General features: G+C 58.3%; 27 protein-coding genes and 1 tRNA gene. 14 read left to right on the forward strand and 14 right to left on the reverse strand.

The features are described 5' to 3' along the window. Positions 1–59 precede the first annotated feature (59 nt). Positions 60–1,158 (forward strand): peptide chain release factor 2 gene (gene prfB, locus FHW76_RS16200; RefSeq protein WP_012540595.1). Its coding sequence is split into 2 segments (ribosomal slippage): positions 60–134 and positions 136–1,158, totalling 1,098 coding nucleotides; the frame shifts between segments, so codons are not numbered across the junction. Positions 1,159–1,167: 9 nt separating this feature from the next. Next, the gene (gene lysS, locus FHW76_RS16205) at positions 1,168–2,685 is read left to right on the forward strand and encodes a lysine--tRNA ligase (RefSeq protein ID WP_008806422.1); all 1,518 of its coding nucleotides are present in this window, start codon (positions 1,168–1,170) and stop codon (positions 2,683–2,685) included. Positions 2,686–2,915: 230 nt separating this feature from the next. On the opposite strand, the gene idi is transcribed toward lysS, so the two are convergent. After that, positions 2,916–3,470: an isopentenyl-diphosphate Delta-isomerase gene (idi, locus tag FHW76_RS16210; RefSeq protein ID WP_044614464.1), complete on the reverse strand. Its 555-nt coding sequence runs from the start codon at positions 3,468–3,470 to the stop codon at positions 2,916–2,918. Positions 3,471–3,783: 313 nt separating this feature from the next. Between idi and actS the strand changes: the two genes are divergently transcribed. Together actS and FHW76_RS16220 are read left to right on the forward strand one after the other, a co-directional pair. Beyond that, positions 3,784–4,497, forward strand: a complete 714-nt coding sequence (gene actS, locus FHW76_RS16215; protein WP_064323764.1) for an amidase activator ActS — start codon at positions 3,784–3,786, stop codon at positions 4,495–4,497. Positions 4,498–4,577: 80 nt separating this feature from the next. Next, positions 4,578–4,651: transfer RNA gene (locus tag FHW76_RS16220), tRNA-Gly, on the forward strand. Between the two features lie 244 nt (positions 4,652–4,895). Here FHW76_RS16220 and FHW76_RS16225 read toward each other — a convergent pair. Continuing rightward, positions 4,896–6,284, reverse strand: a complete 1,389-nt coding sequence (locus tag FHW76_RS16225) for an MFS transporter (protein ID WP_038421782.1) — start codon at positions 6,282–6,284, stop codon at positions 4,896–4,898. A 129-nt stretch (positions 6,285–6,413) separates the two neighbouring features. Here FHW76_RS16225 and FHW76_RS16230 point away from each other — a divergent pair, with 129 nt between their 5' ends. After that, the gene (locus FHW76_RS16230) at positions 6,414–7,343 is read left to right on the forward strand and encodes a LysR family transcriptional regulator (protein WP_183476832.1); all 930 of its coding nucleotides are present in this window, start codon (positions 6,414–6,416) and stop codon (positions 7,341–7,343) included. Positions 7,344–7,703: 360 nt separating this feature from the next. Here FHW76_RS16230 and FHW76_RS16235 read toward each other — a convergent pair whose 3' ends face one another. The 4 genes from FHW76_RS16235 to FHW76_RS16250 are packed head-to-tail and all read right to left on the reverse strand — an operon-like array spanning position 7,704 to position 10,454. Further along, entirely contained in the window at positions 7,704–8,507 is an 804-nt protein-coding gene (locus tag FHW76_RS16235; RefSeq protein WP_064166670.1) for a carboxymuconolactone decarboxylase family protein, read from the reverse strand. Positions 8,508–8,539: 32 nt separating this feature from the next. Continuing rightward, positions 8,540–9,559, reverse strand: coding sequence for an aldo/keto reductase (locus tag FHW76_RS16240; RefSeq protein WP_008806403.1), 1,020 nt, complete (start codon positions 9,557–9,559; stop codon positions 8,540–8,542). A 20-nt stretch (positions 9,560–9,579) separates the two neighbouring features. Continuing rightward, on the reverse strand, positions 9,580–10,143 hold the full coding sequence (locus FHW76_RS16245; RefSeq protein ID WP_023298192.1) for an NAD(P)H-dependent oxidoreductase: 564 nt from the start codon (positions 10,141–10,143) through the stop codon (positions 9,580–9,582). Between the two features lie 2 nt (positions 10,144–10,145). Further along, a complete protein-coding gene (locus FHW76_RS16250) occupies positions 10,146–10,454 on the reverse strand; it encodes a superoxide dismutase (RefSeq protein ID WP_004151785.1) in 309 nt (102 codons plus the stop codon). A 138-nt stretch (positions 10,455–10,592) separates the two neighbouring features. Between FHW76_RS16250 and FHW76_RS16255 the strand changes: the two genes are divergently transcribed. After that, positions 10,593–11,492 (forward strand): LysR family transcriptional regulator, encoded by a 900-nt coding sequence (locus tag FHW76_RS16255; RefSeq protein ID WP_060876012.1) that lies wholly within the window; start codon positions 10,593–10,595, stop codon positions 11,490–11,492. Positions 11,493–11,661: 169 nt separating this feature from the next. After that, entirely contained in the window at positions 11,662–11,937 is a 276-nt protein-coding gene (locus tag FHW76_RS16260; RefSeq protein WP_008806400.1) for a hypothetical protein, read from the forward strand. 3 nt (positions 11,938–11,940) lie between these two features. Here FHW76_RS16260 and FHW76_RS16265 read toward each other — a convergent pair whose 3' ends face one another. Next, positions 11,941–12,513, reverse strand: a complete 573-nt coding sequence (locus tag FHW76_RS16265) for a DUF1349 domain-containing protein (RefSeq protein ID WP_012540607.1) — start codon at positions 12,511–12,513, stop codon at positions 11,941–11,943. 18 nt (positions 12,514–12,531) lie between these two features. Then, the gene (locus FHW76_RS16270) at positions 12,532–12,825 is read right to left on the reverse strand and encodes a YciI family protein (protein ID WP_008806398.1); all 294 of its coding nucleotides are present in this window, start codon (positions 12,823–12,825) and stop codon (positions 12,532–12,534) included. A 219-nt stretch (positions 12,826–13,044) separates the two neighbouring features. On the opposite strand from FHW76_RS16270, the gene FHW76_RS16275 reads away from it, so the two are divergent. From FHW76_RS16275 to FHW76_RS16295, 5 genes are all read left to right on the forward strand, one after another. After that, complete coding sequence (locus FHW76_RS16275; RefSeq protein WP_008806397.1) at positions 13,045–13,374, forward strand: metalloregulator ArsR/SmtB family transcription factor; 330 nt, start codon at positions 13,045–13,047, stop codon at positions 13,372–13,374. 52 nt (positions 13,375–13,426) lie between these two features. Beyond that, on the forward strand, positions 13,427–14,719 hold the full coding sequence (locus FHW76_RS16280; RefSeq protein WP_008806396.1) for an arsenic transporter: 1,293 nt from the start codon (positions 13,427–13,429) through the stop codon (positions 14,717–14,719). Positions 14,720–14,728: 9 nt separating this feature from the next. Continuing rightward, positions 14,729–15,151: a glutaredoxin-dependent arsenate reductase gene (gene arsC, locus FHW76_RS16285; RefSeq protein WP_008806395.1), complete on the forward strand. Its 423-nt coding sequence runs from the start codon at positions 14,729–14,731 to the stop codon at positions 15,149–15,151. A gap of 477 nt (positions 15,152–15,628) precedes the next feature. Beyond that, a complete protein-coding gene (locus tag FHW76_RS16290; protein WP_008806394.1) occupies positions 15,629–17,182 on the forward strand; it encodes a peptide MFS transporter in 1,554 nt (517 codons plus the stop codon). 183 nt (positions 17,183–17,365) lie between these two features. Further along, positions 17,366–17,665, forward strand: coding sequence for a DUF1889 family protein (locus FHW76_RS16295; RefSeq protein ID WP_008806393.1), 300 nt, complete (start codon positions 17,366–17,368; stop codon positions 17,663–17,665). 266 nt (positions 17,666–17,931) lie between these two features. On the opposite strand, the gene FHW76_RS16300 is transcribed toward FHW76_RS16295, so the two are convergent. From FHW76_RS16300 to FHW76_RS16315, 4 genes are read right to left on the reverse strand one after another with little or no spacing between them, the layout of a single operon-like run. Further along, positions 17,932–19,380 (reverse strand): MdtP family multidrug efflux transporter outer membrane subunit, encoded by a 1,449-nt coding sequence (locus tag FHW76_RS16300; RefSeq protein ID WP_023340707.1) that lies wholly within the window; start codon positions 19,378–19,380, stop codon positions 17,932–17,934. After that, entirely contained in the window at positions 19,377–21,314 is a 1,938-nt protein-coding gene (gene mdtO / locus FHW76_RS16305) for a multidrug efflux transporter permease subunit MdtO (RefSeq protein ID WP_023323249.1), read from the reverse strand. The genes FHW76_RS16300 and mdtO overlap by 4 nt, the downstream gene beginning before the upstream one ends. 12 nt (positions 21,315–21,326) lie before the next feature. Continuing rightward, positions 21,327–22,352 carry a multidrug transporter subunit MdtN gene (mdtN, locus tag FHW76_RS16310; RefSeq protein WP_008806390.1) on the reverse strand — a complete coding sequence of 342 codons (1,026 nt, stop codon included), beginning with the start codon at positions 22,350–22,352 and terminating at the stop codon, positions 21,327–21,329. Between the two features lie 6 nt (positions 22,353–22,358). Next, positions 22,359–22,631: a YtcA family lipoprotein gene (locus tag FHW76_RS16315; protein WP_008806389.1), complete on the reverse strand. Its 273-nt coding sequence runs from the start codon at positions 22,629–22,631 to the stop codon at positions 22,359–22,361. Between the two features lie 206 nt (positions 22,632–22,837). On the opposite strand from FHW76_RS16315, the gene yjdI reads away from it, so the two are divergent. Beyond that, positions 22,838–23,068 carry a 4Fe-4S mono-cluster protein YjdI gene (yjdI, locus tag FHW76_RS16320; RefSeq protein WP_183476834.1) on the forward strand — a complete coding sequence of 77 codons (231 nt, stop codon included), beginning with the start codon at positions 22,838–22,840 and terminating at the stop codon, positions 23,066–23,068. An 11-nt stretch (positions 23,069–23,079) separates the two neighbouring features. Then, positions 23,080–23,352: a GNAT family N-acetyltransferase gene (locus FHW76_RS16325; protein WP_002916201.1), complete on the forward strand. Its 273-nt coding sequence runs from the start codon at positions 23,080–23,082 to the stop codon at positions 23,350–23,352. A gap of 42 nt (positions 23,353–23,394) precedes the next feature. Here FHW76_RS16325 and FHW76_RS16330 read toward each other — a convergent pair whose 3' ends face one another. Continuing rightward, positions 23,395–24,807 (reverse strand): cyclic diguanylate phosphodiesterase, encoded by a 1,413-nt coding sequence (locus FHW76_RS16330; protein ID WP_012967256.1) that lies wholly within the window; start codon positions 24,805–24,807, stop codon positions 23,395–23,397. Further along, positions 24,804–25,709 carry a fimbrial protein gene (locus FHW76_RS16335; RefSeq protein WP_012540615.1) on the reverse strand — a complete coding sequence of 302 codons (906 nt, stop codon included), beginning with the start codon at positions 25,707–25,709 and terminating at the stop codon, positions 24,804–24,806. Before FHW76_RS16335 ends, FHW76_RS16330 begins: the two co-directional genes overlap by 4 nt. Positions 25,710–25,721: the final 12 nt, after the last annotated feature.

Here is a 25,721-nt window from a genome sequence, read left to right on the forward strand (position 1 = left end):
TCCGGTAGAATTCCGCTCTTATCACCGCATTTTGACAAATCCATTAAAAGAAACCGACCATGTTTGAAATAAATCCGGTAAAAAACCGCATTCAGGACCTCACGGAGCGCTCCGACGTTCTTAGGGGGTATCTTTGACTACGATGCCAAGAAAGAGCGTCTCGAAGAAGTAAACGCCGAGCTGGAACAGCCGGACGTCTGGAACGAACCTGAACGCGCCCAGGCGCTGGGTAAAGAGCGTTCTTCCCTGGAAGCCATTGTGGATACCCTGGATCAGATGTCCCAGGGGCTGGAAGACGTGGCTGGTCTGCTGGAGCTGGCGGTTGAAGCCGAAGACGAAGAGACCTTCAACGAAGCGGTTGCTGAGCTGGACGGGCTGGAAGAGAAGCTGGCACAGCTTGAGTTCCGCCGCATGTTCTCCGGCGAATACGACAGCGCCGACTGCTACCTCGATATTCAGGCCGGTTCCGGCGGCACCGAAGCCCAGGACTGGGCCAGCATGCTGATGCGCATGTACCTGCGCTGGGCGGAAGCCCGCGGCTTTAAGACCGAAATCATCGAAGAATCCGAAGGTGAAGTTGCGGGCATTAAATCCGTGACCATCAAAATCATTGGCGATTACGCCTACGGCTGGCTGCGTACGGAAACCGGCGTTCACCGCCTGGTGCGTAAGAGCCCGTTCGATTCCGGTGGCCGTCGTCATACCTCCTTTAGCTCGGCGTTCGTTTATCCGGAAGTGGATGACGATATCGATATCGAAATTAACCCGGCCGATCTGCGTATCGACGTTTATCGCGCATCCGGCGCCGGTGGACAGCACGTTAACCGTACGGAATCCGCGGTGCGTATTACCCACATCCCGACCGGGTTGGTGACGCAGTGCCAGAACGACCGTTCGCAGCACAAGAACAAAGACCAGGCCATGAAGCAGATGAAAGCGAAGCTTTATGAGCTGGAGATGCAGAAGAAAAATGCCGAGAAGCAGGCGATGGAAGACAACAAGTCCGACATCGGCTGGGGCAGCCAGATCCGCTCTTACGTGCTGGACGACTCGCGTATTAAAGATCTGCGTACCGGGGTGGAAACCCGCAACACTCAGGCGGTGCTCGACGGCAGCCTGGACCAATTTATCGAAGCAAGTTTGAAAGCAGGGTTATGAGGAACCAACATGTCTGAACAACAAGCACAGGGCGCTGACGCGGCAATTGACCTTAATAATGAACTGAAAACCCGCCGTGAGAAGCTGGCCGCGCTGCGTGAGCAGGGCGTCGCTTTCCCGAACGATTTCCGTCGTGACCATACCTCTGACCAACTGCACGCTGACTTCGATGCGAAAGAAAACGAAGAGCTGGAAGCGCTGAACGTTGAAGTGGCCGTTGCTGGCCGCATGATGACCCGTCGTATTATGGGTAAAGCGTCTTTCGTTACCCTGCAGGACGTGGGCGGCCGCATTCAGCTATACGTCGCGCGTGATGACCTGGCGGAAGGCGTTTATAACGACCAGTTCAAAAAATGGGATCTTGGCGACATCATCGCCGCCCGCGGTAAGCTGTTCAAGACTAAAACCGGCGAGCTGTCCATCCACTGCACCGAGCTGCGTCTGCTGACCAAAGCCCTGCGTCCGCTGCCGGACAAATTCCACGGCCTGCAGGATCAGGAAGCGCGCTATCGTCAGCGTTACCTCGATCTGATCTCCAACGATGAATCTCGCAACACTTTCAAAGTGCGTTCGCAGATCCTGGCGGGTATTCGTCAGTTCATGGTTGGCCGCGGCTTTATGGAAGTGGAAACCCCGATGATGCAGGTGATCCCGGGCGGTGCTTCCGCGCGTCCGTTCATCACCCATCACAATGCGCTGGATCTGGACATGTACCTGCGTATCGCGCCGGAACTGTACCTCAAGCGTCTGGTGGTTGGCGGCTTCGAACGCGTCTTCGAGATCAACCGTAACTTCCGTAACGAAGGGATCTCCGTTCGTCATAACCCAGAGTTCACCATGATGGAACTCTATATGGCATACGCGGATTACAAAGATCTGATTGAGCTGACCGAATCCCTGTTCCGCACCCTGGCGCAGGACATCCTCGGCAACACTGAAGTGCCTTACGGCGACCAGGTGTTCGACTTCGGCAAGCCGTTTGAAAAACTGACCATGCGCGAAGCGATCAAGAAATACCGTCCGGAAACCGAGATGGCGGATCTGGATAACTTCGATTCCGCGAAAGCGATCGCTGAGTCCATCGGCATTAAAGTTGAGAAGAGCTGGGGTCTGGGCCGTATCGTGACCGAGATCTTCGAAGAAGTGGCGGAAGCGCATCTGATTCAGCCGACCTTCATCACCGAATACCCGGCGGAAGTTTCTCCGCTGGCGCGCCGTAACGACGTGAATCCGGAAATCACCGACCGTTTCGAGTTCTTTATCGGCGGCCGTGAAATCGGTAACGGCTTTAGCGAGCTGAACGACGCTGAAGATCAGGCGCAGCGCTTCCAGGATCAGGTTGATGCGAAAGCCGCCGGCGACGACGAAGCGATGTTCTACGACGAAGACTACGTCACCGCGCTGGAACACGGCCTGCCGCCGACCGCTGGTCTGGGTATCGGTATCGACCGTATGGTCATGCTGTTCACTAACAGCCACACCATCCGCGACGTGATCCTGTTCCCGGCGATGCGTCCGCAGAAATAATCGCCCTTCGCGAAATACAAAAAACCCGGCTTGCCGGGTTTTTTTATGTCTGATATGAGGGCCGAAGCCTGACGTAGCCCGGCGCAGCGCAAGCCGGGGGATCCCGGATAGCGGCGTAAATGCCTTATCCGGGCTACGCAATGGCGCAGAACCGTAGGCCTGTGCAAGCGTAGCGCCGCCAGGCATTAATGACAGGCACAGAGCTGCGCCTGGCCTGGAGAATAGTCAGCTTACCCGCGCAAACGCGCAACGAAATCGATCAGCGCCTGGCGGGCGTCCTGGTTTTCCGCTTCCAGTACCATCCACGGGCTAAACGCCCACGGCGTGGCGGCCAGCGCGCTTAACATCGTTGCCAGGTCAACCCACTGATAATCCATGACTTCATCGTCGTTAGGCTGCACTTGGCTGACCACGCGTGCGGCATACACCGGGCACACTTCGTTCTCAACAATGCCGTTGGGGGCGACCGCCCGGTAGCGGAAGGCCGGGTGAATCGGCGCGATATCGGCGATCTCCACGCCGAGCTCGAAGCGGCAGCGGCGCGTGACGGCCTGCTCGAAGGTCTCGCCCTGCTGGGGGTGTCCGCAGACCGAGTTAGTCCACACCCCGGGCCAGGCTTTTTTGCCCAGCGAACGGCGGGTGACCAGAAACTGACCCTGCTGATTAAACAACCAGCAGGAAAACGCGAGATGTAAAGGGGTATCAAGCGTGTGGGCGGCATACTTCTCCAGCATACCGGCAGGTTGATCCTGCTCATCCAGTAAAATGACGTGTTCCCCGGCCATGACGACTCCTGAAAATAAAAAATGACCCGGCACAAACCCGCCGGGTCATGTACTCAGGCCACTAGGGTAGCCCATAAATGGGAGAAAGGCATTACCAAAACAAGCCCTGGAGGCTGGTCTGCGAGCGGCAGCCTGGGACTGCGGGGCGTGCCCTCCACGACGTGCGGTATGAACGTGAATCTTTCCGTCGCTGGCCGAACGTGATGCCAGAGGGTCATCTGTTAGCCTTCAGGGATGACGCCCTGCGCCGCGGGCTGGTATGATATTCGCCCTGATTGCGAGGTAAGTGGTTGTGTTAAGTGCAGGATGCCTGATGATGAAACGCTTTTATATGACACTGATGCTGGCGACAAGCCTGGTGCTGGCCGGTTGCTCCAGCACCTCCGACTCCGGTGCCACCTATACCGTCAAACGTGGCGATACCCTGTACGGCATCTCGCGCACTACCGGCACCAGCGTTCGCGATCTGGCTCGTCTGAATAACATCTCGCCGCCTTACACCATTGAGGTGGGGCAGAAGCTGAAGCTCAACGGCAGCGGCGCGTCAAAGACGACGAAGAAAAAATCTTCCTCTACGCGCACTGCGGCGGTCACCCCTTCATCTGCGGTACCTCAATCCTCCTGGCCGCCGGTGGGACAGCGCTGCTGGCGCTGGCCGACCAGTGGCAAAGTGGTCCTGCCTTATTCCACCACCGATGGCGGCAATAAGGGCATTGATATTGCCGGGACCCGCGGGCAGCCGGTGTATGCCGCCGGGGCGGGCAAGGTGGTGTATGTCGGCAACCAGCTGCGCGGCTATGGCAACCTGATCATGATTAAGCACAGCGAGGATTACATCACCGCCTACGCCCACAACGATAAGCTGATGGTGAATAATGGCCAGAGCGTGAAGGCCGGCCAGCAAATTGCCACCATGGGCAGTACGGATGCCGACTCTGTGCGCCTGCATTTCCAGATCCGCTATCGGGCCACGGCCATCGATCCGCTGCGCTATCTGCCGCCGCAGGGCAGTAAACCTAAGTGCTAAAAGGTTATTTTATCGCCAGTCAGCATCTGGCAGGCTTGTCACAGGGTGCGTAAGGGCTATAATGCTTCTCGCACCTCTTCGCGGGCGTAGTTCAATGGTAGAACGAGAGCTTCCCAAGCTCTATACGAGGGTTCGATTCCCTTCGCCCGCTCCAAACTCCAAACTCCAAACTCCAAACTCCAAACTCCAAACTCCAAACTCCAAACTCCAAACTCCAAACTCCAAACTCCAAACTCCAAACTCCTGACGTCTTCTAAACTCACTTCTCCCTTGATAAATCAGCGGTTATAGCTTTCTGTCAGTCTATTGAACTCCGACGGAGGACTCCACTTTGGTTGCGGGATCAGCGTTTTGCGCTGCTGGCGCTGGAGTAGTCGCGTTTAGTGATATTTTCGCATTTATCCTGTTTCCGCAGGATGAGTAATTTTACGCAACCGGCTCGCGCTGACGATGACCGATACCGCAGAGGCCGCGGCAGCGCTCCACAGCGCAACATGAATTGACCTTTCATCTGCTGCCAGCAGAACGGCTACGGCGGCGGCTCCCAGGCACTGCCCGAAAGTGCGCATAATGGATAAAACACCGGACGCATAACTCGCGTGCTCACGAATAACGTTTGAGAGCATTTCCCGGTTATTGGGACTCTGAAAGCAGCCAAACCCTATTCCGCACACCAGACTTCGCAGGCAGATATCCCACATTGAAGGGCCGGCGGGTAACGTCGCCAGCAGGATCAAACCGACGACAAAAATCACCAGCCCCAGGGTGGATATCGCCGGGGCTGATATCGTGTCCGCCCAACGGCCTGCATGCGGCGCAATCAGCACGATCCCTAACGGCCACGGCGTAAACAGCAGGGCAGACACTACCGGACTGTAGCCGTATTCGCTCTGAAACAGGAAGGGCAGCGCAATAAAGGTGATCCCCTGGCTAACAAAAGCAATCATCGACGTGAAGGCCGCGAGGGTAAAACGTTCATTTTTAAACATGGTCGGCGGCAGTAAGGGATGATCCGTGCGGCGGATTTGCCAGATAAAAGCCATGCCGCTCAGCGCAGCGAGAGCCATCCAGCAAAGGCTGCCGAATTGAGAAGTAGCGTTCTGTAGGCTGTTCGCCGCCATGATCGTCGAACCCAACAGCAGCGCCGACAATATGGCGCCCACGGTGTCGAAGGGCGCCTGCATACGGATCGCATCCCGCGGCAGCGCTCTGACCGCCAGCAGTAAGGCGAGGGTGCCGGGAAGAACGTTTATCGCAAACAGCCATTGCCAGCTCAGGGTGTGAAGGATCGTACCGCCCAATACCGGGCCGATAGCGGAGCTGGAGGCAATGAGCAGGGCATGGAATCCCAGAATGCGGCCAAGTAATCGTCCGGGAAATACGGACCTGAGTATTGCGGGGGCAATACTCAGCGTCGCCGCGCCGCCGATCCCCTGAAGCACGCGCATACCGATAAGCACTTCGGGCTTATTCGCCAGCGCGCAACCCAGTGATGTCAGGGTAAAGGTCGTCAGGCCCGCCAGAAATACGGGGCGATAACCCAGACGGGCCGCAAGCGCCGCGAATATCGCCAGCGTCATCGCAGCCGCCAGCAGATACCCGTTGGCGAACCAGACGGCAATACTGGCAGGTACCTGCATCTCCTGAGCCATTGAGGGCAGGGCAATGTTGATCATGGTGCCATCAAACACGCCCATTAAGGTGGTGGTCATTATTGCGGCCATCACCCGTGCGCGCGCCGGGCCAGGCAGTCCTTCGTCGCCGGGTTGGCTGGAAAAGAGCGTCATCATTTGTCCTCTGAGAAGAGTGTATGGATGACAAAACTATAAAGATGGCTTTTACTGGGCGGAAGGCGCACTACTTTCACTTTATTGTTGCATCAAACGCCTTATCTTAATGTGCTGGGAGGAAGGGTAATGTCTGATCCCGATTTTAATTTGCTGGTAGCACTCGACATATTGCTGAGTGAAGCGAGTGTCGCAGGTGCGGCACGTCGTCTGAACCTCAGCACCTCGGCCATGAGCCGGACATTAAGCAGGTTACGCGATGTCACAGGAGACCCGATCCTGGTGCGCGCCGGGCGTAACATGGTACTGACCCCGTGGGCCGAAGCGACCCGGGATCGCGCCAGGCGTGCAGTGCACGAGGCCAGGGCAGTATTGCAGCCCTCAACGGAAACGTTCTGCGCGAGAAGTCTGGCGCGTCTTTTTACCATCAGGGCAAACGATGGCTTTGTGGTGGCGTTTGGGCCTGCGCTCATAGCAGCGGTTGCCGACGCCGCGCCGGATGTCTGTATACGCTTCGCGCCTAAGCCGGAAAAAACGTCGCGCTATCTTCGGGAAGGGCTGGTTGATCTGGAGATTGGCGTTCAGAGTAATATGGGGCCAGAAATACGGCTGCAACGACTGTTTGAGGATCGGTTTGTTGGCGTCGTGCGTAAAGGGCACCCGCTGGCTAAGCAGGCAGAAATAGGCGTGGGTGATTATGTCGCCTGGGGCCATGTGGTAGCGTCACCCGATGGCGCGTTGCACGGATCCGTCGACGATGCGCTGGCCGAACTGGGGACAAAACGTAAAATTGCGAGCGTCGTACCGGGATTTCCGACAGCCCTGTCCGTGGCGCTGGAATCGGATCTTATCGCCATGATACCCGCACTCTATTTACTCAATCAGCAGGTAACGGACCAGGTACATGTTTTCGAGCTGCCGTTCAAAAGCCGTCGTATTACGGTATCGCAGATGTGGCACCCAAGAATGGAACGCGACCCCGGTCACTGCTGGCTGAGAGAGCAAATTCTTGCGATATGCGGTGTGGGGAGGTCAGTCATGACTAAGGAGCCTGTATAGCGATTGCTATAACATCAATTTATATTAAATGAATAATTCAAATTATTGATATTTAATATAAAAAATAAAGCGAAGTAGCGGTGTAGTAGCTAAATTGAGATGTCCATCTCTGACCAAATAGACATGTCCGCGCTACCGTCTCGCCACAGCGATCGCTGCTTTCAAAGGATGAGACTCATGACGGCATACGGAACGGAAATTTTCTCAATGAGCGATGTGAACAGACTCACTATCGAAGTCTCCATACTTCGATAGACCGTTTATGTTCTTTCCGCGAGACCTAATCGAAAGCCCTCCTGGTACCTTTAAATTAACAGTTAACGATAAATAAAGGACAGCTTCCCTGTCCTTTATTCTTTTTTATTCAGTTTTGCTTTCGCGCGATCGCAATACCTCGCCGACCACCGGGGCGGCGGTAAACGCATTTGGCCATCCCGCGTAGAACGCCGCCTGGGCGACTACTTCTCCGGCCTCTTCAGCCGAAAGCCCATTATCCATGGCTCTGTTCAGGTGGTAGCCAATCTGCGCGCTCTGTCCGGCGGCGATTAACGCGCTGACCGTCACCAGACTTCTGTCGCGGGGCGTAAGCGCGGGCCGTTGCCAGAGGTCGAGAAACAGCGGGTCGGCGGTAAATTTAACCAGGCCAGGCGAAATGGGGCCGACATTTTTTTCCACGGTCTCTGCACGCTGTTTCTCTACCTGTTCATTGAGTGGCAGCAGCGTTGGCGAGGCGGCGGGCAGGGCCTCTGCCGTGATGCCGCGGGCTGCAAAGATCGCTTTGGTCACGCTGACGGCTGACATTGCATTGGGCCAACCTGAGTAGAACGCCAGATGGGTAATGATCTCTGATACTTCCGCTGGCGTCACGCCGCTATCGAGAGCGACTTCAATATAGTGCTTCAGCTCGCCTGGCTGGTTGCGGGCAATCAGCATGGCCACAGTCACGATGCTGCGGTCCCTGGGCGAGAGGGCTTCGCGTGTCCACAGATCTTCAGTAATTGCTTCTCGACCAAAGCGCGCCAGCGCCGGGGAGACCGCTTGAATATCAGCGTCCACAAGGGTGGAGGGGGTAATTTTCATCATAGCTTCATCTCTTTGTTCGTTGGCATAAGCAAAATCAGACAGCACAAGCGACAAGGCTGCCGCGGCAATCACGTTTTTCATGTTTTATTCTCCCTGCTGAACAGGACAGAGGGTTACCGCGTCCACACCTGAGGATGGTCTTTGGCTTGCGGCGTGTTTTGCGCCATCACGCCTGTGAGAACGTGCGGCTGGTAGGCCTCTTCCAGATAGCGGATCTCCTCAGAACTGAGCCGCAGGTTCACGGCGCTGACCGCACCGTCAACATGGTGCTTTTGCGTGGCGCCGACCACCGGGGCGGTGACTTTAGTCAGCAGCCAGGCCAGCGAGATTTCGGTCATGGAGACCTGATGCCGTTCGGCAAGTTCGGCGACGCGGGCAATAATGATCCGGTCCTGTTCTGCCGTGCCGTCGTATTTGCCCCGGGCATAATCATCTTCCACCGCTCGCCGCGTGTAGCCTTCTAAACGCGAGAGACGGCCGCTGGCCAGCGCGCTATAGGGGGTCATGGCGATATTATCTTCTGCGCACAGCCCGAAGAGTTCTCGTTCGTCTTCACGCATAATCAGGTTGTAATGGCTTTGCATGGAGACAAAGGGCGTCAGCCCTTCGCGTTCGGCAAGGGCGTTCGCCTTCGCCAGCTGCCAGGCATAGCAATTGGAAATGCCAATCGCGCGCACCTTGCCGGCGGTCACGGCGGTGTGCAGCGCCTCCAGCACGTCGATAACCGGGGTGTTGTGATCCCAGATGTGGTAGATGTAGAGGTCGATGTAGTCCATCCCGAGGTTTCGCAGACTCTGGTCGAGCGAGCGGGCTATCGCCTCTTTTCCGCTGATCCCCTCGGCTATCTGGGCAGCGGTTCGTGGCAGAAACTTGGTGGCCAGCACCACCTCCTCGCGTTTTGCCATCTCCCGCAGCGCCCGGCCAACGTACCGCTCACTGGAGCCGTTCTGATAGGCGATAGCGGTATCGTAAAAATTGATGCCCTTTTCGAGGCCGTAGCGAATGATGTCCCGGCTTGCTGTTTCGTCCAGCGTCCAGCGATGCTGACCCGTCAACGGATCGCCAAACCCCATACATCCCATGCAGATGCGGGAGACCAGTAAGTCACTTTTACCGAGCCGGGTATACTGCATCGTTATTTTCTCCCTTTGGGTTATTCCACCAGAGTTTTCAGCTGCGCGATCAGTCTGGCCGCGTGCTCCCGGGCACGCGCTTTTTGCTGGGCGATTTTGTCGGCATCCCGGTCGGCGTAGCTGATGCCGCAGGTATAAACCGGCGCCAGCAGCTCAAGATTGCACAGCCTGGCCGTGGTCTCGAAGGGGAGGAGATACTCTTCAATGGCGTGGCCAAAGAAACCGTCAGTGGTGTAGAGCGCCTGCGGTGCCCCGGTAGTGAAAGAAAGAAGGAGCTTTTTACCACCCAGTTTCGCCGTTGAGCCATGCGCGAAGCCGTGAACAAAGACCTCGTCCAGCCATTGTTTCATTAACCCGGGCAGCCCATACCAGGAAAAAGGGAACTGCCAGACAATCACATCGGCCTTCAGCAGGCTTTCCTGCTCTGCGCTGATGTTGAATTTGCCGTCCGGATAGAGCCAGTCCAGACGACGGATTTCCGCGTCGGGCAGGGCGGTCTCTACCTCGTCGAGAATGGTGGCGTTGGCGATGGAATGGTTGAGATCCGGATGTCCGGAAACGATAAGGATATGAGGCCTTTCCATCGTTACTCCTGATGTTTAAATTCGGCTGAGAAGAGATTTTCCCAGCTAATAAACGAGCCGAGTGGAATACACTCGAAGGTTAATAAACCCGCTTTTGCCAGCGGAAATTCGGCCATGACGTTATTCGCCTCTTCCACGGTGTCGCATTCGAGGAAAATAGCGACGCCGGGTCGGTCCTGACGGAAATAGATATCGCGGATAAAGCCAGACTTATACAGTCCCCAGGCATGCAGGGCTTCCGCGGTAAGGTGCGGCGCATAGTGTTCCAGCGTCGCGCCGGGCGCGGGAATATCCAGACATAAAATTCGCATCGTTGTCTCCGGAAAGTCGTTATCAGCGGGAAGAGACAAAAGTATACGGGCCCCTGGTGGCGAAGATTAGGCGGTCATTGACTTAAGAATATTTAGCCTGTACTTAATAATCAGGCGAGGTTGGCTTAAGGAGATGCTATGAATAACGCGCTTTATAATCAGATACGCATTTTTCAGAGCATTGCGCGCGAAGGCACTATCTCGGCCGCCGCAAGGAAATTAGAAATCACGCCGCCGTCGGTCAGCAATGCGCTCAAGCTGCTGGAAGAGCACATTGGTCATCCGCTTTTTGTGCGCACTACCCGGCGAATCGAGCTGACGGAAACCGGGCAACAGCTGCTGGAGCAGACTGCGGCGGCGGTGGAGATTCTGGAAACATCGCTGGAGAGCCTCCGCGACCAGAATCAGGAACCCTCCGGAGCAGTGAGAATAACCCTCTCGCGCTTTGCCTACCTGCTTATTTTGAAACCGGCGATGGCGGCATTTTGTCAGCAATATCCGGGGATCCAGCTGGAAATATCGGTCTATGACGGTACCGTCAATATTATTGAAGAACGATTCGACCTGGGGATCCGCTTTGGCGATATTCTCGAAGGCGGAGTGGTCGCCCGCCCGTTAATGAAGCCGTTTCGGGAAGGGTTATATGCCTCCTCAGCCTATCTGGCCGAATATGGCGTGCCTGCGGTACCCGCCGATCTCAACCATCACCGGCTGATTGGCTATCGCTTTATTACCAACAACCGCATCCTGCCGCTGATCCTCAATGACCACGGCGAGCAACTCACCGTCGAGATGCCGGGGCAGTTAATCAGCAATGATATTGACGTCATGGCCGACGGTATCCGCCATGGACTGGGGATTGGCCGCTTGTTTGAACCCATCTGGCGGCTACAGCCCGATCGTGAACAGTTTCTACCGGTGATGGAGGACTACTGGAAAACCTATCCGCCGGTTTATCTCTATTACCCGAAAAACGCGGGCAGAACGAAAAGGGTGAAAGCCCTGATTGATTTTCTGATAGCGCATACCGCGGAATAGAGGTTATTTGCGTGCGAAATGTCTGAAGGCACCGGCCCTGTCTTTCTCTCAGCCTTAACCCTATACTCCCTGCGGATAACGCGTTTTTATCGCGGTGCATTTTGCCGTGCAACGGCTCATCCCATCGTCAACGCGATGGACGGGGAATATCAATAAGGGAGAGGCAGCAATGGGCAGACGCTTCATGGTCTGTATGTTCGCGCTGGTGGCGTTTTCGGCCAGTGCAGCGCAGGGCGTTCACGGTGGCCATAACGGGCAGTCGGTAATAGCTGGCGCCGACGGCGGCAACGGTTCGAACGGCGGCGATAGCGATAATTCCTCGGGTCGGGCAGGGTGCCCGGGCGGCACCGATCCTGATAAGCACGGCCATTTTTACCTGCCCGGCACCCGCGAACCCTGTAATCCCGGGCCCCAGGATGCAGAGAAAGTCGGGTCTTCCCGCTAGCGTTCAGCTCAGATCGTGCAGCGCTTTGTCTGATGGCGGGGAAAGCTGGATATCCTGAAACTCAACCGCCAGTCCCCCGCGCTCCGGTGAGCAGCACATGACGCCCGCTTTCACCGGGCCTGGCGGAAAGTAGCCGAGCCGCAGCAGCGGCCAGCGCTCGCCGTCGGTCGAATACTGCAGCCTTAACGCATCGCCCTTGCGGGTCAGCCGCAGCCAGAAGGTGCGCGGGTCGCCGGGAAAAAGCCCGGTGGCCCAGTCGGAGTGGGTTAGCGTCAGTACGCTGCCGATGGCCGGGGCATCGTCATTGAATTCAATCCCCGCCTTCAGCCAGGTCTGCTCGTCCGCCATCATCATTAGTCCAGCCTGGTCGTAAAGCGTGGTGAAATCGGCACATATTTTTGCCTGCAGGGTAAAATCACCTTCCACCTCAGTAGCATAAAGATGCCCAGAGAAACGCTCGAAGCCATACCAGGTATGGCGCCAGAAGTCGGTATGCTTATCGGTGACCACCGTCAGGCCGTCAGTATCGCGGCGCCACTCGGCAGGTTCATTGATCCAGTGAAAGGACGGCTGCATTTTTCCTCCGGGATACGCTTATAACAGCGACTGCAGTACGGGTGACGCCATGCTGGCCTCAAAGGGAATAATCTCGGTACGGGCGAGACCCAACTGCTGGAAGGGATCCTGACTCAGACGCGATTCCAGCATTTCCCGGCTGGCGCATTTCGCCAGAATCACCCCGCCGGTGCGGGGAAGGCGGCGGCCGGAGGCGAGAAAGAGGCCGTCAGCATAGCCTTTTTTGAGCCATTCGACGTGGGCGGGAATGGCGTCGTCCACCTCTTCGAGCGGTTTTATATACGTTAAAACAACCACATAAAGCGTACTCATCCTGAAAACCCTGTCAATCCGATGGGATCGCCAGCCTGACACATTTCGATGAGGGATAAAAGAAAGCGCGGTATTTTTCCGTGCTATTGCGCAAGGGAGGGCATGTAGCCACTCAACGGGGGCTTATCGCAGGCGTGAAATAACACATATGTTTTTACGAATGTATATTGATCTTTATTGGTGGTTCCGTATGCTGTCCGTCACGCTTGAGGAGAAATCATGTCTTTATTGCCCCTGCAACTGTTCAAAAACCTCGCCGATGAAACCCGGCTGGGGATCGTATTGCTGCTCAAGGCGCGTGGAGAGCTGTGTGTTTGCGATCTCTGTACGGCGCTCGCCCAGTCCCAGCCCAAGATCTCCCGCCATCTGGCGATGCTGCGGGAAAGCGGGCTGCTGCTGGATCGTAAACAGGGTAAATGGGTCCATTACCGCCTCTCTCCGCAGATGCCGGCCTGGGCGGCGCAGGTGATTGAGCAGGCCTGGCTCAGTCAGCAGGACGATGTGCGGATGATGGTTTGCAGACTGGCTGACGGGGCGGGTTGTCAGTAAAAATTTTATCTAAACATATCTGTTTTTTCGAATGTGATTGACGGGGGTAATCATGTTGCTGGCAGGCGCGATTTTTGTCCTGACCCTGGTGCTGGTGATCTGGCAGCCGCGGGGTTTAGGGATCGGCTGGAGCGCGGCCTTTGGCGCGGCGCTGGCGCTGGCCACCGGTGGAGTACAACTAGCCGATATCCCGGTGGTGTGGCATATCGTCTGGAATGCGACCGCCACCTTTATCGCCGTTATCATTATCAGCCTGCTGCTTGATGAGTCTGGCTTTTTTGAATGGGCCGCTCTGCACGTTTCCCGCTGGGGAAGAGGGCGGGGTCGTCTGCTATTTACCTGGATTATCCTGCTCGGCGCCGCGGTGGCGGCGCTGTTTGCCAACGACGGCGCGGCGCTGATCCTCACCCCCATCGTGATTGCCATGCTGCGAGCGCTGGGATTCAGCAAGGGAACGATGCTGGCCTTTGTCATGGCCGCCGGATTTATTGCCGATACCGCCAGCCTGCCGCTGGTGGTGTCGAATCTGGTGAATATCGTTTCGGCAGATTTCTTTGCCATCGGCTTCAGGGAGTACGCTTCGGTGATGGTGCCGGTCGATCTCGCGGCGATCCTCACCACCCTGGCGATGCTGCACCTGTTCTTTCGCCGGGATATCCCGCCGGCCTGGGATATGGCGTTACTGAAAGCGCCGGTCACGGCGATAAAAGATCCGGCGACGTTCCGCACCGGCTGGGGCGTGCTGCTGCTGTTGCTGGTCGGCTTTTTCGTTCTTGACCCGCTGGGGATCCCGGTCAGCGCCATCGCGGCGCCGGGAGCGGGGATCCTGTTTGCTGTCGCGAAGCGCGGGCGGGTGATTAACACCGGCAAGGTGCTGCGCGGCGCCCCGTGGCAGATCGTGATCTTCTCGCTGGGAATGTATCTGGTGGTGTATGGCCTGCGAAACGCCGGGTTAACGGATTATCTGACCACGGTGCTGAACATGCTGGCGGAGCGCGGGCTCTGGGCCGCGACGCTGGGCACCGGTATCCTGTCGGCCTTCCTCTCTTCAATAATGAATAATATGCCCAGCGTACTGGTCGGCGCCCTGTCGATTGATGGCAGCGCGGCAACAGGGACGATCAAAGAGGCCATGATTTATGCCAACGTCATCGGCTGCGATCTGGGGCCCAAGATCACGCCAATTGGTAGCCTGGCCACGCTGCTCTGGCTGCATGTGCTGGCGCAGAAGCACATCACCATCGGTTGGGGGTATTATTTCCGCTGTGGCATTACCATGACCCTGCCGGTGCTGCTTGTGACGCTGGCCGCGCTGGCGCTGCGTCTCTCCTTCAACCAGCCATGAGAACGTACTATGAGCATCACCATTTACCATAACCCTGACTGCGGCACCTCGCGTAATACCCTGGCGCTGATCCGCAACAGCGGCGCTGAGCCCACCATTATCTATTATCTGGAGACGCCGCCATCGCGCGATGAGCTGCGCCAGCTGATCGCCGCGATGGCGATCCCGGTACGTGCCCTGCTACGGAAAAACGTTGAACCCTACGACGCGCTGGGGCTGGCGGAAGACCGGTTTACTGACGATCAGTTAATCGACTTTATGCTTCAGCATCCGATCCTGATTAACCGTCCGATCGTGACAACGCCGCGGGGCACCCGACTCTGCCGCCCGTCAGAGGTGGTGCTGGAGATCCTGACGGCGTCGCAAAAAGGCGCGTTCGTGAAGGAAGACGGTGAGCCAGTCATTGATGCCGCAGGGCAGCGTGTGAAATAACTCGCGAAAGGCGCCGGCTTTGACTCCCGGCTGCCTCACTTCCCCTCCCGTCATCCTCCGCGACAAACACTGTGGGCCAGGATAGTCCCTGATAGAGAAATATTGCCACTTAGCGTGGTTTCTACATCATTCCACCTGTTTTCCTTACTTTTTCTGTCGTTATCCTGGCAGCCGAACTGAGCCGCTATAGATCCTCGCCTTAGCGTTAACTTTCTGTTTTTTTAATAAAAATAATCGGATTTTCTGCACTAATATAAAGTCAATGCTGTTTATCTTTTTATGAACGTTAAATCTGTAAAACTAGATGTTTGTCGACTTTTCATCTAAAAAGGGAAGGTAAGGGGCTGGACAAAACCATTGTGTGGTTATCAAATGGTTAAAAATGCTCGCGTTTGATGTTAATGCAAACAAATTATAAATCGTCAGCCCGCTTTATACGGTTAACTTGCGCTGCGGCGCACCTTACCTGGAGAATTTATGCATTCCTCTGTTAATAAAAACGAAAGCCGTACCTTTTTCGGCCATCCTTATCCGCTGGGCTCCCTGTTCTTCACCGAAATGTGGGAGCGCTTCTCGTTTTACGGCATCCGTCCCTTACTGATCCTGTTTATGGCGGCGACGGTGTACGACGGCGGGATGGGACTGGCGCGGGAGAACGCCTCGGCGATCGTCGGGATTTTTGCTGGCAGTATGTATCTGGCCGCGCTGCCGGGCGGCTGGCTGGCGGATAACTGGCTTGGCCAGCAGCGGGCCGTCTGGTACGGCTCTATCCTGATCGCCCTGGGGCACCTGTCGATCGCCCTGTCGGCATGGCTGGGCAACGACCTGTTCTTTATCGGTCTGATGTTTATCGTCCTGGGTTCCGGGTTGTTTAAAACCTGTATCTCAGTGATGGTCGGCACCCTGTATAAAAAAGGCGACGCGCGCCGCGACGGCGGTTTTTCGCTGTTCTACATGGGGATCAATATCGGCTCGTTTATCGCGCCCTTGATCTCCGGTTGGCTGATTAAATCCCATGGCTGGCACTGGGGCTTCGGCATCGGGGGGATCGGGATGCTGGTGGCGCTGGTCATTTTCCGCGTCTTTGCCGTGCCGTCGATGAAGCGCTATGACGCGGAGGTCGGCCTCGATTCCACCTGGAACAGCCCGGTGGCGAAAAAGAATGGCGTCGGAGCGTGGCTGCTGGCGCTGGCCCTGGGGGTGGCGGTGCTGGTCACGCTGATTAGCCTGGGCACGATCGTGATTAACCCGGTGGCGGTGGCCAGCGTGCTGGTCTATGTGATTGCCGCCTCCGTGGCGCTCTATTTCATCTGGCTGTTCGTCTTCGCTGGGCTGAACCGTAAAGAGCGGGCGCGCCTGCTGGTGTGCTTTATTTTGCTGGTCTCGGCGGCCTTTTTCTGGTCCGCGTTTGAACAGAAACCGACCTCCTTTAACCTGTTTGCTAACGACTACACCAACCGGATGATCGGCGACTTTGAGATCCCCGCGGTCTGGTTCCAGTCGATTAACGCCTTGTTTATCATTCTGCTCGCGCCGGTATTCAGCTGGGCGTGGCCTGCGCTGGCGCGCAAAAACGTGCGTCCGGGCAGTATGACCAAATTCGTGATTGGCATCCTGTGCGCAGCGGCGGGCTTTGGCCTGATGATGCTGGCGGCGCAGAACGTCCTGAGCAACGGCGGGGCCGGTGTGTCGCCGCTGTGGCTGGTGGGCAGCATCCTGATGCTGACGCTTGGTGAGCTGTGCCTGAGTCCGATTGGTCTGGCGACCATGACTCTGCTGGCGCCGGAGAGAATGCGCGGCCAGATGATGGGCCTGTGGTTCTGCGCCAGCGCGCTGGGTAACCTGGCGGCGGGCCTGATTGGCGGTCACGTGAAGGCCGATCAGCTGTCGCTGCTGCCGGACCTCTTCGCCCGCTGCTCCATCGCATTGCTGATCTGCGCCGCCGTGCTGGCCGTGCTGATTGTCCCGGTCCGCCGGATGCTGGAGAACAGTCGGTCCAGCGCCGGGCAAACATCCGTCAGCAACGCCTGACGCGATCCTCAGGCCGGCCCTACGGGGCCGGCTTATTTTTGTACGAAACCCGCCTCAGCAGAACAAAATCCCTTTTTCACAATGCGCGATGTCCCATAACGTGAGCGTGTTCTTTGAAATCACGTCACTTTCCGGTCCATAGTGTAGTCAGGTTTACTATGTGGTTAATATAAGGACACACCTATGCCAGCAGTCATTGATAAAGCATTGGATTTCATCGGTGGTATGAATACGTCTGAGCCAGTACCACAGTCTATGGATGAAAGTACCGCGAAGGGAATTCTCAAATATTTGAAAGAGCTGGGCGTGCCCGCTACCCCGGCCGACGTCGCTGAACGCGGGCAGCAGCAGGGCTGGAGCGCCGGGTTTACCGACAAAGTGGCGGATTGGGCTGAACGGATCGCCGCCGGCGAGCGGATGGTCATCAAGCATCCGGAATTCTTTTCCACCTATATGCAGGAGGAGCTGCGCGCCCTGGTGTAATCGCCGCGCATCCACCCCGCCTCTTCTGTTAAATGCCTTCCCCATCCGGGAAGGCATTCTTGCTGATGACAAACCTGTTTGGTTATTGTGCTCGCCTTTCTGCCGGGTGGCGGCTTTCGCCTTACCCGGCCTACAAAATACAGCAACATCAAAAAGTTATGCAGTTAGTTGTAGGCCCGCGCAAGCACAGCGCCGCCGGGCAATCTCTGCATATTGCACTTTGTCTGCAGTCTGAATGCCTTCTCCACCGGGGGAAGGCATTTTTGTTACTGCCCGCGATAGCCGCCGCCCAGGGCTTTGATCAGGGTAATGTCGGTGCTCAGCCGCTGGGCTTCAATGTCCAGCAGCAACAGCTGCTGGGCGAGAACCGCCCGCCGGGCCTCTTCGGCGGCGTAGCGGCTGAGCAGGCCGCGCTGATAATGGGCGCGGGCGCTGTCGGTGGTGGTCTGCGCCGCGGTGACCTTTAGCTGCTGCAGCGCGCGCTGTTGGTTCAGATCGTTAAGCTGGCTGGAGCTGATGGCGACATCGCGCACCGCGTCCAGCACCGCCTGGTTGTACTGTTTGATCAGGATGTTGCTGGCGGTGCGCACCGACTGCAGATTAGCGTTCAGACGACCGCCGTCGAAGATTGGCAGATACAGCCCGGGCAGCAGGTTGATCTGCTGGAAAGAGGACTTAAACAGATCCCCGACGCTCAGGGCGTTATACCCCCAGAACGCTTTGATATCAAAATGAGGATAGAAGGCCGCTTTCGCCGCATCGACCTGGCTCAGGGAGGCGGTGACGTAGCCGCGCAGCGCCTGCAGGTCCGGACGGCGGGCCAGCAGCTCGAAAGAGAGCGATGGCGGCAGCGTCTCCTGGAGCGCCGGCAGCGCCACCGGATGGATCGCCGGCATGCTCTGCGCATCGGCGCCGATCAGCGCCCGCAGGGTTTCACGATACTGGGTCAGCATCCCCTCGGCGCTGATAATCTGCTGGCGAGCGGCGAGCTGCTCAGCCCGGGCATTGGCCACATCCACACTGTCTTCCACGCCGCGTTGGGTCCGGTGCTCATGGGCCGCTACCGAGAATTGGGCAATACCCTCCAGCTCCTGCAGCAGCGCGATTTTCTGGAACGTCGCCTGCATGGCGAAATAGAGCTGCGCCACGCTGCTGGCGATGTCGAGTTCAATGCCGGCGGTTTCCGCCAGCCGGGCATTTTTCTCGCCAATGGCGGCGGCGACCCGGGCGCGATCGGCTCCCCAGAGATCGATATTCAGCTGCGCCCCGACGCCAACGGTATTCAGCGTATACCAGGGACCGTTCTTATCCACCGGCAGGGAGTACGAGTAGGGCCAGCTAAAGGATTTGTCGGTGATCCGCAGGCGGTTTTGCGCCGCGACGGCGGTGGCCTGCAGGCCCATCGCCGACCGGGCGAGTTCCACCGTGGACTGCGACTGGGAGATGCGTAGCCGGGCGGCCTGCATGGTCGGCGAGTTCTGCAGCGCCCGGTTGATCAGCAGGTTGAGCTGAGGATCATCATAGGCCTCCCACCAGCGGGCTGCCGGCCAGTCGCTGTTCGCCAGGTGGATCACCTGCGCCAGCTGGGCCTGCTGCGGATTGACGATGGCGACCTGGGAAGGCTCATCCTGGATCAGCGCGCAGCCGCTGAGCAGCGTCAGCGTCAGGGTAAAGAGAGTGACCCGCAATCGCGCGGGGAAAGGAAGCATCATCATGACGTTTTAGCCTGTTGCTCAGTCGCTATCGGTGTCGGGCCCCAGTCGGGCAGGGCGGCCAGCGCGGTAGCCAGCGCCGGGCCAAAGGGGTTGCGGAGATCGGCGGCCAGCGTCCCGTCAGGCGCTGCCGCCTCCTGTTCGATACGTTCGGCGTAGCGCCGCAGCTGTTCGGCGCAGCGGGCCAGCGTCGGGTCTCCCGGCGCGGCGTTGAGCCGGTAGCCTTCGCTGAGGCGGGCGATCTCCTCGGCCTGGGCGAGGGTGGCGCGCATCGGCCAGCCTTTCGCCTGGGGCCAGGGATGGGCCCAGGTGCCCAGCGGTTCAGCGCGAACCCGATGGAGCAGCGCTTCGCTGTCGGTGAAGGCGACAAACAGAGGGGCCAGCGGCACCGCATCGTGCGGGGCGGCGAGGCAGTCCGCCAGCCGGCGATAGAGGCTGGCGAGGCGCGATTTCAGCTGCGGCGCTTCGCTGTCCGGCCAGAGATACAAATGGACAATGGAGGAGACCAGCACCCCGAGCAGGATGCCGAGCACCCGATCCCGCAGCTCGGTGAGGTTCGTCAGCGGGCCAAACCAGCTGAGGAAGGCCAGCGCAAAGGTGAAACCAATCTGGATCCCGGCGTAGGCGATACGCTCCGAGCCGGCGGCAATCCACGCCGCCAGCGCCAGCACCGGCAGAGACATCGCCAGCAGGCCCGACAGCGAATCGGTCCAGGGCTGAACAAAGACGATTAACAGCAGCGCCAGCAGGGTGGCGAGCAGCGCCCCGCCGATACGCAGCCATGTCTTTTGCATCGTGGCGCCCAGCCCGGGCTGAGCGACAATGACGCAGCTCAGCATAATGGTGTGCAGCCCTTGCCAGTCGGCAGCGGTATAGAAGACATAGCAGATTAGCGTCGCCAGCAGGGTCTTGAGCGCAAAATGGAGATAAGCCGGGTTGCGCCAGGCGTCCGGCGCCAGCAGGGGCGCCTTCTCCACCTCACCCTGCGGCAGGGCGACGGGCTCACCCTGCGCCAGCTGCTGCAGGAGGGTAGCCATCTCCTGCAGAACCGCGTGATTAATGCCACGACCGCTGAGCGCCAGGGGAGGAATGGCGCCGTCAAACTGTTCCTCGCTGAGGGCACTCTTCAGCTTCAGTACCGCCTGCGACAGCTGCTGACGATCGTCGCTATCCGCCTCGTCTGCTTGCAGCAGCGCCGCCAGCTGATAGCAGCGCAGGGTGGCGGCCAGCCGCGAGCGCCAGGCCTGCGGTTCGGCGGCTATCTCCGGCGTGGCCCGGCTGGCCTGGGCGAACAGCGACTGCAGCTGGTTGAACTGCGCGGCGGTCTCGCCGAAGGTCGGTGGCGCTTCATCGCCAGGAGCCGTCAGCCGCCGGGCGACCTCGTGCAGCATCCCCGCCAGGCGCGCCTTAAACTGGTTGCCGGGAAAGGCCTGCTGAAAACAGGCGTTGACCAGCAAAGTGACGAGGATCGCGGTGTTAATCGCCACCCACAGCCAGAGCAGCAGCCGCACCAGGATCTCGCTCTGACTGGTCATTGACGGGAAGGTCTGAGCATAAATCACCGCCAGCGCCACCACGAAAAAAGCCAGTCCCAGCTTACCCAGCACCCGCATCAGGTAGATGGCGCAGAAAAAGAGCGCCACGGAGGCCGCCAGGCGGATCAGCGGGTAGTCATAGGTCCACTTGATGATCAGCAGCACGCCGCCGAGCGCCACGGTGACGGTGACAAAAAAGACCACGCTGACCAGCTTGATCATCAACACGTTAGGCTGACTGACGTAGAACACGACGATCAGCGCAACGGCCAGGAAGGGGATCTGCAGGGTCATAAACAGGGTGATGAGCACCGCGCAGCTCAGCGTCAGGCGCAGCGTGTAGCTGGCGCGTCCCGGCGCGTCGCGCAGCTCCTGGCGTAAAAAATGGGCGAGAGGAAACATCGCGTCCCCCGGCTACGGCTGCAGCACGGCGCTGGCCGAGGCGCCCATGCGGAACAGCGCCGGATCGGGATCGCTGACGGCGATTTTCACCGGGAAGCGCTGCGAGACGTGAACCCAGTTAATGCTTTTTTGGATCAGCGGCAGCCCTTCGATGACGCTCCCGCCTTCGGGCAGGACCCCGGAGCCGACCGAATCGACTACCCCGTTAAAGGTCCGGTTGTGGTTGGTCATCACGGTGATCCGCGCCGCCACGCCGGGGCGCACGTTGTTCAGATCGGTCTCGCGGAAGTTAGCGATCACATACCAGCGGTCGTCATCCAGCAGGGTAAAGACCGGCTTCAGCGCCGAGGCGTACTGGCCGACGGTGGTTTTCAGCGCCACCACCACGCCGTTGAAGGGCGCACGCACTTCGGTAAATTCCAGATGCAGTTCGGCGAGGGCGATTTGCGCCAGGATCCCGGCGCGTTGCGCCACCATGGCATCCACGCCGGTCACGGCCGCCGAGGCCTGTCTGGCCTGCAGCAGCGTGGCCTCCAGCTCCGCCCGCGCCGCTTTCTCAGCGGTGCGCGCCTGATCGAGATCTTCCTGGGAGGCAAACCCCTGCGGCACCAGCGGCTCAAGGCGGGTGCGCGTGGAGGTGGTCTGCTTGACCAGCGCTCTGGCGCGCTCGACGGCGGCCGCCACCGACTGGGCGTTATACTCCTGCGCTTTGATGGTGCGCTGGGTCAGCATGATCTGCGCGTCGAGGGTCGTCAGCCGCGCTTTCGCGTCATCGAGCATCGCCTGATAGGGACGGGGGTCGATGCGGAACAGCAGATCGCCTTTTTTCACCCGCTGGTTATCGCGAATGGGCATCTCCACGATGCGTCCGCTGACCTCGGGCACCACATCGATGGTATCGGCATAGACATAGGCGTCATTGGTCTCCGGCGAGGTTTGCAACTGCCAGATAACCAGGATCAGCGCCAGGATAGCGGCAAGGACCAGCGCCAGCAGAGGCCACTTTTTGCGTAACAGGGGAGTGCGGGAAGTTGTCATAAGCGATCAGTGAACAAAAAACAGAAACCACAGCAGCGTGGCGAACAGGAACATCAGCGCGACATAGCTGAAGACCAGAGGAGAAAAGCGCGGCTGCCAGCCTTTACGGGTAATCAGGATATGGCAGGGGATCAGTAAAAACGCACCGCCCAATAAGCAGAAAAACCAGCCGGGGAACGCGGCGCCCAATACCGGGATCGCAGGCGAAAGTGAGCAGCCAGAAAGCGGCAAGACGAGCAGTAACCGCGCCGGGCGGGCGATGGTGGCAATATGATTCAATAGAGCATCCCTGAGTGATCATACCAGTGTGTGATGAGTGTAATCGCCTCGTTGCGGGAATGAAAGTCAACGGATCGCCGACTGCGGGATCCTTACCCGATGGGAAAGCATGATGTGAGGCGCCAATTCCCACGCTTACGCGTAGTCAGCCGCGACGTGTAGGACTATGCTTAGCCTGAAACATAAAAAAAGAACGAGGCAATGTCATGGATAAGGAATTATTGGAAGCGGGCTACCGGGCCTACACCGGAGAGAAAATCGACGTCTACTTTAATACGGCGATCTGTCAGCATTCGGGGAACTGCGTGCGCGGCAGCGCGAAGCTTTTTAACCTGAATCGTAAACCGTGGATTATCCCGGATGAAGTGGATGTGGCGACGGTGGTAAAAGTGATCGATACCTGCCCGAGCGGCGCCCTGCACTATCGTCATAAATAAGCGAGGAGAAGATGGAAATACTGGAAGGGCACAACAAGTTTTATGTTAACGACGCGCAGGGAAACCAGGTGGCGGAAATTGTTTTTGTTCCCACCGGGGAACACCTCAGTATTATCGAACATACCGATGTTGATCCCAGCCTGAAAGGCCAGGGCGTGGGGAAACAGCTGGTGGCGAAGGTGGTGGAAAAAATGCGCCAGGAGCAGCGGAAGATCATTCCTCTCTGCCCGTTTGCCAAACATGAATTCGATAACACCCGCGAATACGACGATATTCGCGCCTGACGTACCGGCACCGGTGCCAACCGGTGCGCTTTTCTCGCGCCATCAACGATCCGCCGGATCGCGCTGATGGGAAAAGCGGCGGATCAGATCCGGGAGATGCTCGCGCCGCATCGGCGGTGAAAACAGATAGCCCTGGAAACGGTCAATACCCAGCGATTTTAACTGCGTAAACTTCGCCAGCGAATCCACCCCTTCCGCCACGCAGCGGCTGCCGCTCAACTGGCAGTAGTAGGCCAGGCTTTTTATCAGCGCAAGCGCCTTCTGATCGTGCTGAGCGTCGTTGACGATACTCATATCCAGTTTATAGGCATTGAAGTGCAGGCGACGCGCCGGAAAGATGACGCTCCCCTGAGAAAAGCAGTCGTCCAGCATCACCCGCACGCCAGCACGTTGCAGTTCCTCCACCTGGGCGGTGGATCGGCTCTGACGGCGAAAATCGATGGTTTCAGCATATTCCAGCACCAGCCTTTCCACGCCCTCTGGCTGCCGGAGCTGCTGGCGAGCGGCTTCCACCATCCGCAGCAGGCTATCGCTGGCGGCGAGCGAGGAAGGAATATTGACCGAAAAATAGAAAGTACCCGGATGCTCATTAATATTCTGCACGGCCTCCTGCAGGACAAAGGCCGTGAGCAGCAGCCAGGCGTAGTCGGCGCGGAACTGCGGCAAAAAAGCCTGCGGATGGAGAACCTGGCCGCGGTGGCGCCAGCGGATCAGGATCTCCACCCCCTGTAGCTGTGAGCGACTATCGACGATAGGTTGAAAAACCGGGAAGACCTGGCGATCGTGGATCGCTTGTACCCATTCCTGTTCAAACGCCGACAGTGAGCTGGCGGATGAGCGCGGTAGCAGCGTACGCGGAAAGCGGGGGGCCAGATGCGGGTGATATTCCACCAGCTTTTTCACCCCGGCCAGCCGCTGGGTGTAGAGCGTTTTCTGGCTCAATCGGAGACGCCGGGCCTGCTCGCCTATCGTCTGCCCTTGCAGCAGGGCGAGGATCACTTTGAACTCGGCATGGCTCAATCCGGCGGCTCGTTTGTCGTTGAGCAGGGCGGCTTCACTGGCAAGCCGCTCAAGTCGCGGTGCGTTCTCCAGCCGATCGGCCAGCTCCGTGCAGGACAGATCGGCGGGGGCGGTATGGACGTTGCGCAGACGATCCGGATGGCTCACCTGATAAAGCAGCGTTTGCCACAGCCAGATGGCCGGGCTGCGGCTCAGAATCAACATCGGTAACGGCTGCAAGGCCTGGTCGAGCAGCCTTGCCGCCTGGCGCAGCGTGGTGAGCATCCACAGGGGATCGTCAGGGAGAAACACCACGATCCGCGTCACGGCGGTCAGCTCCCGCAGGGACACGCCCTCGACCGGCAGCTCAACGGGCCGCTTCGCGGCGTTCACCATCAGCTGGCTCAACCCGCGGGCGGCCAGCGAGCAGGGTGAGAGGATATAGTCGGTCATCATTGATAGACAAAGGTGATGCCGATGATCGACTGCACGTTGCCGGCAGTGACCTGGCCTGTGGTCCGGGCATAGGTTGCCGTCAGACCGAGATTAACTGGCGAGGTACTGACGGTGCCCAGCGAGACCGTGCTGTTCGCCGGCACGGCGCTGCCGTTGCGGGTCAGCTGAACGCCTATCCCCTGCGCCGGCGAGGCGGAGGCGGTATTGGTGAAGATCGCGTTGGCGCTATCCGCGGTGGTGCCGGAGAGGTAATACCCCAGCTGCTGGCTTTGCGCGCAGTGCACGGTGAGCGGCACGGCCATCGATCCCGGGTAGTCGGGGAGGGTGACGGTGACATCGCGGGCGGAGACATCGCAGCCGCCGGTGGGGACCACCACGTCGTTGTTGGCGTAAATGTTCCAGATGAACTGGAAGGAGTCGCTATTATAGTTGTTGGTCTGATGCAGGATCAGCACCGCGATTAACGATCCTGCGGTGATCGCCACCCCACCGGCGGTGCTGACCGGCGTCAGATACAGGACGGTGGGCCAGGGCTTATCGGTCCGTGAATCGTAAACCACCCGCGCCGTTTCCGTGGTGGTCGGGAAGGGGTAAGAGGTGCCGTTATATTTCACGGTGCCGGAGAAACTCGACAGCACGCCGCCGTAGGCGGATCCGCGCTGCAGGGTGACGTAGTCAGTGATCGTTTCCGGATAGTCGTTATGGCAAAAAATCTGCGTGGAGAGGTCGACCACCAGATTTTGCCCGACGTTAACCGCCGGTGTCAGATTTACGTAGACGTTGGCTGACCCGCCGCCGATGGGGATCGTCGCCCCGGTGGCCGTTTTGCAGGCAAAGGACCAGGCGTTCATCGACCAGCCCAACAGCAGCAGGGTGGTGAACAGGGGGATAATTTTTTTCATCATAATGCTCTC

It is taken from the genome of Klebsiella sp. RC2, assembly GCF_014192815.1.
GTDB classification, from domain to species: domain Bacteria; phylum Pseudomonadota; class Gammaproteobacteria; order Enterobacterales; family Enterobacteriaceae; genus Klebsiella; species Klebsiella variicola.

Bases quoted from the DNA above. Each gene is read 5' to 3' on its own strand.
- lysS (WP_008806422.1), top strand. From the start codon at position 1,168: ATGTCTGAACAACAAGCACAGGGCGCTGACGCGGCAATTGACCTTAAT.
- idi (WP_044614464.1), bottom strand. From the start codon at position 3,470: ATGGCCGGGGAACACGTCATTTTACTGGATGAGCAGGATCAACCTGCC.
- actS (WP_064323764.1), top strand. From the start codon at position 3,784: ATGATGAAACGCTTTTATATGACACTGATGCTGGCGACAAGCCTGGTG.
- FHW76_RS16225 (WP_038421782.1), bottom strand. From the start codon at position 6,284: ATGACGCTCTTTTCCAGCCAACCCGGCGACGAAGGACTGCCTGGCCCG.
- FHW76_RS16230 (WP_183476832.1), top strand. From the start codon at position 6,414: ATGTCTGATCCCGATTTTAATTTGCTGGTAGCACTCGACATATTGCTG.
- FHW76_RS16235 (WP_064166670.1), bottom strand. From the start codon at position 8,507: ATGAAAAACGTGATTGCCGCGGCAGCCTTGTCGCTTGTGCTGTCTGAT.
- FHW76_RS16240 (WP_008806403.1), bottom strand. From the start codon at position 9,559: ATGCAGTATACCCGGCTCGGTAAAAGTGACTTACTGGTCTCCCGCATC.
- FHW76_RS16245 (WP_023298192.1), bottom strand. From the start codon at position 10,143: ATGGAAAGGCCTCATATCCTTATCGTTTCCGGACATCCGGATCTCAAC.
- FHW76_RS16250 (WP_004151785.1), bottom strand. From the start codon at position 10,454: ATGCGAATTTTATGTCTGGATATTCCCGCGCCCGGCGCGACGCTGGAA.
- FHW76_RS16255 (WP_060876012.1), top strand. From the start codon at position 10,593: ATGAATAACGCGCTTTATAATCAGATACGCATTTTTCAGAGCATTGCG.
- FHW76_RS16260 (WP_008806400.1), top strand. From the start codon at position 11,662: ATGGGCAGACGCTTCATGGTCTGTATGTTCGCGCTGGTGGCGTTTTCG.
- FHW76_RS16265 (WP_012540607.1), bottom strand. From the start codon at position 12,513: ATGCAGCCGTCCTTTCACTGGATCAATGAACCTGCCGAGTGGCGCCGC.
- FHW76_RS16270 (WP_008806398.1), bottom strand. From the start codon at position 12,825: ATGAGTACGCTTTATGTGGTTGTTTTAACGTATATAAAACCGCTCGAA.
- FHW76_RS16275 (WP_008806397.1), top strand. From the start codon at position 13,045: ATGTCTTTATTGCCCCTGCAACTGTTCAAAAACCTCGCCGATGAAACC.
- FHW76_RS16280 (WP_008806396.1), top strand. From the start codon at position 13,427: ATGTTGCTGGCAGGCGCGATTTTTGTCCTGACCCTGGTGCTGGTGATC.
- arsC (WP_008806395.1), top strand. From the start codon at position 14,729: ATGAGCATCACCATTTACCATAACCCTGACTGCGGCACCTCGCGTAAT.
- FHW76_RS16290 (WP_008806394.1), top strand. From the start codon at position 15,629: ATGCATTCCTCTGTTAATAAAAACGAAAGCCGTACCTTTTTCGGCCAT.
- FHW76_RS16295 (WP_008806393.1), top strand. From the start codon at position 17,366: ATGCCAGCAGTCATTGATAAAGCATTGGATTTCATCGGTGGTATGAAT.
- FHW76_RS16300 (WP_023340707.1), bottom strand. From the start codon at position 19,380: ATGATGATGCTTCCTTTCCCCGCGCGATTGCGGGTCACTCTCTTTACC.
- mdtO (WP_023323249.1), bottom strand. From the start codon at position 21,314: ATGTTTCCTCTCGCCCATTTTTTACGCCAGGAGCTGCGCGACGCGCCG.
- mdtN (WP_008806390.1), bottom strand. From the start codon at position 22,352: ATGACAACTTCCCGCACTCCCCTGTTACGCAAAAAGTGGCCTCTGCTG.
- yjdI (WP_183476834.1), top strand. From the start codon at position 22,838: ATGGATAAGGAATTATTGGAAGCGGGCTACCGGGCCTACACCGGAGAG.
- FHW76_RS16325 (WP_002916201.1), top strand. From the start codon at position 23,080: ATGGAAATACTGGAAGGGCACAACAAGTTTTATGTTAACGACGCGCAG.
- FHW76_RS16330 (WP_012967256.1), bottom strand. From the start codon at position 24,807: ATGATGACCGACTATATCCTCTCACCCTGCTCGCTGGCCGCCCGCGGG.
- FHW76_RS16335 (WP_012540615.1), bottom strand. From the start codon at position 25,709: ATGAAAAAAATTATCCCCCTGTTCACCACCCTGCTGCTGTTGGGCTGG.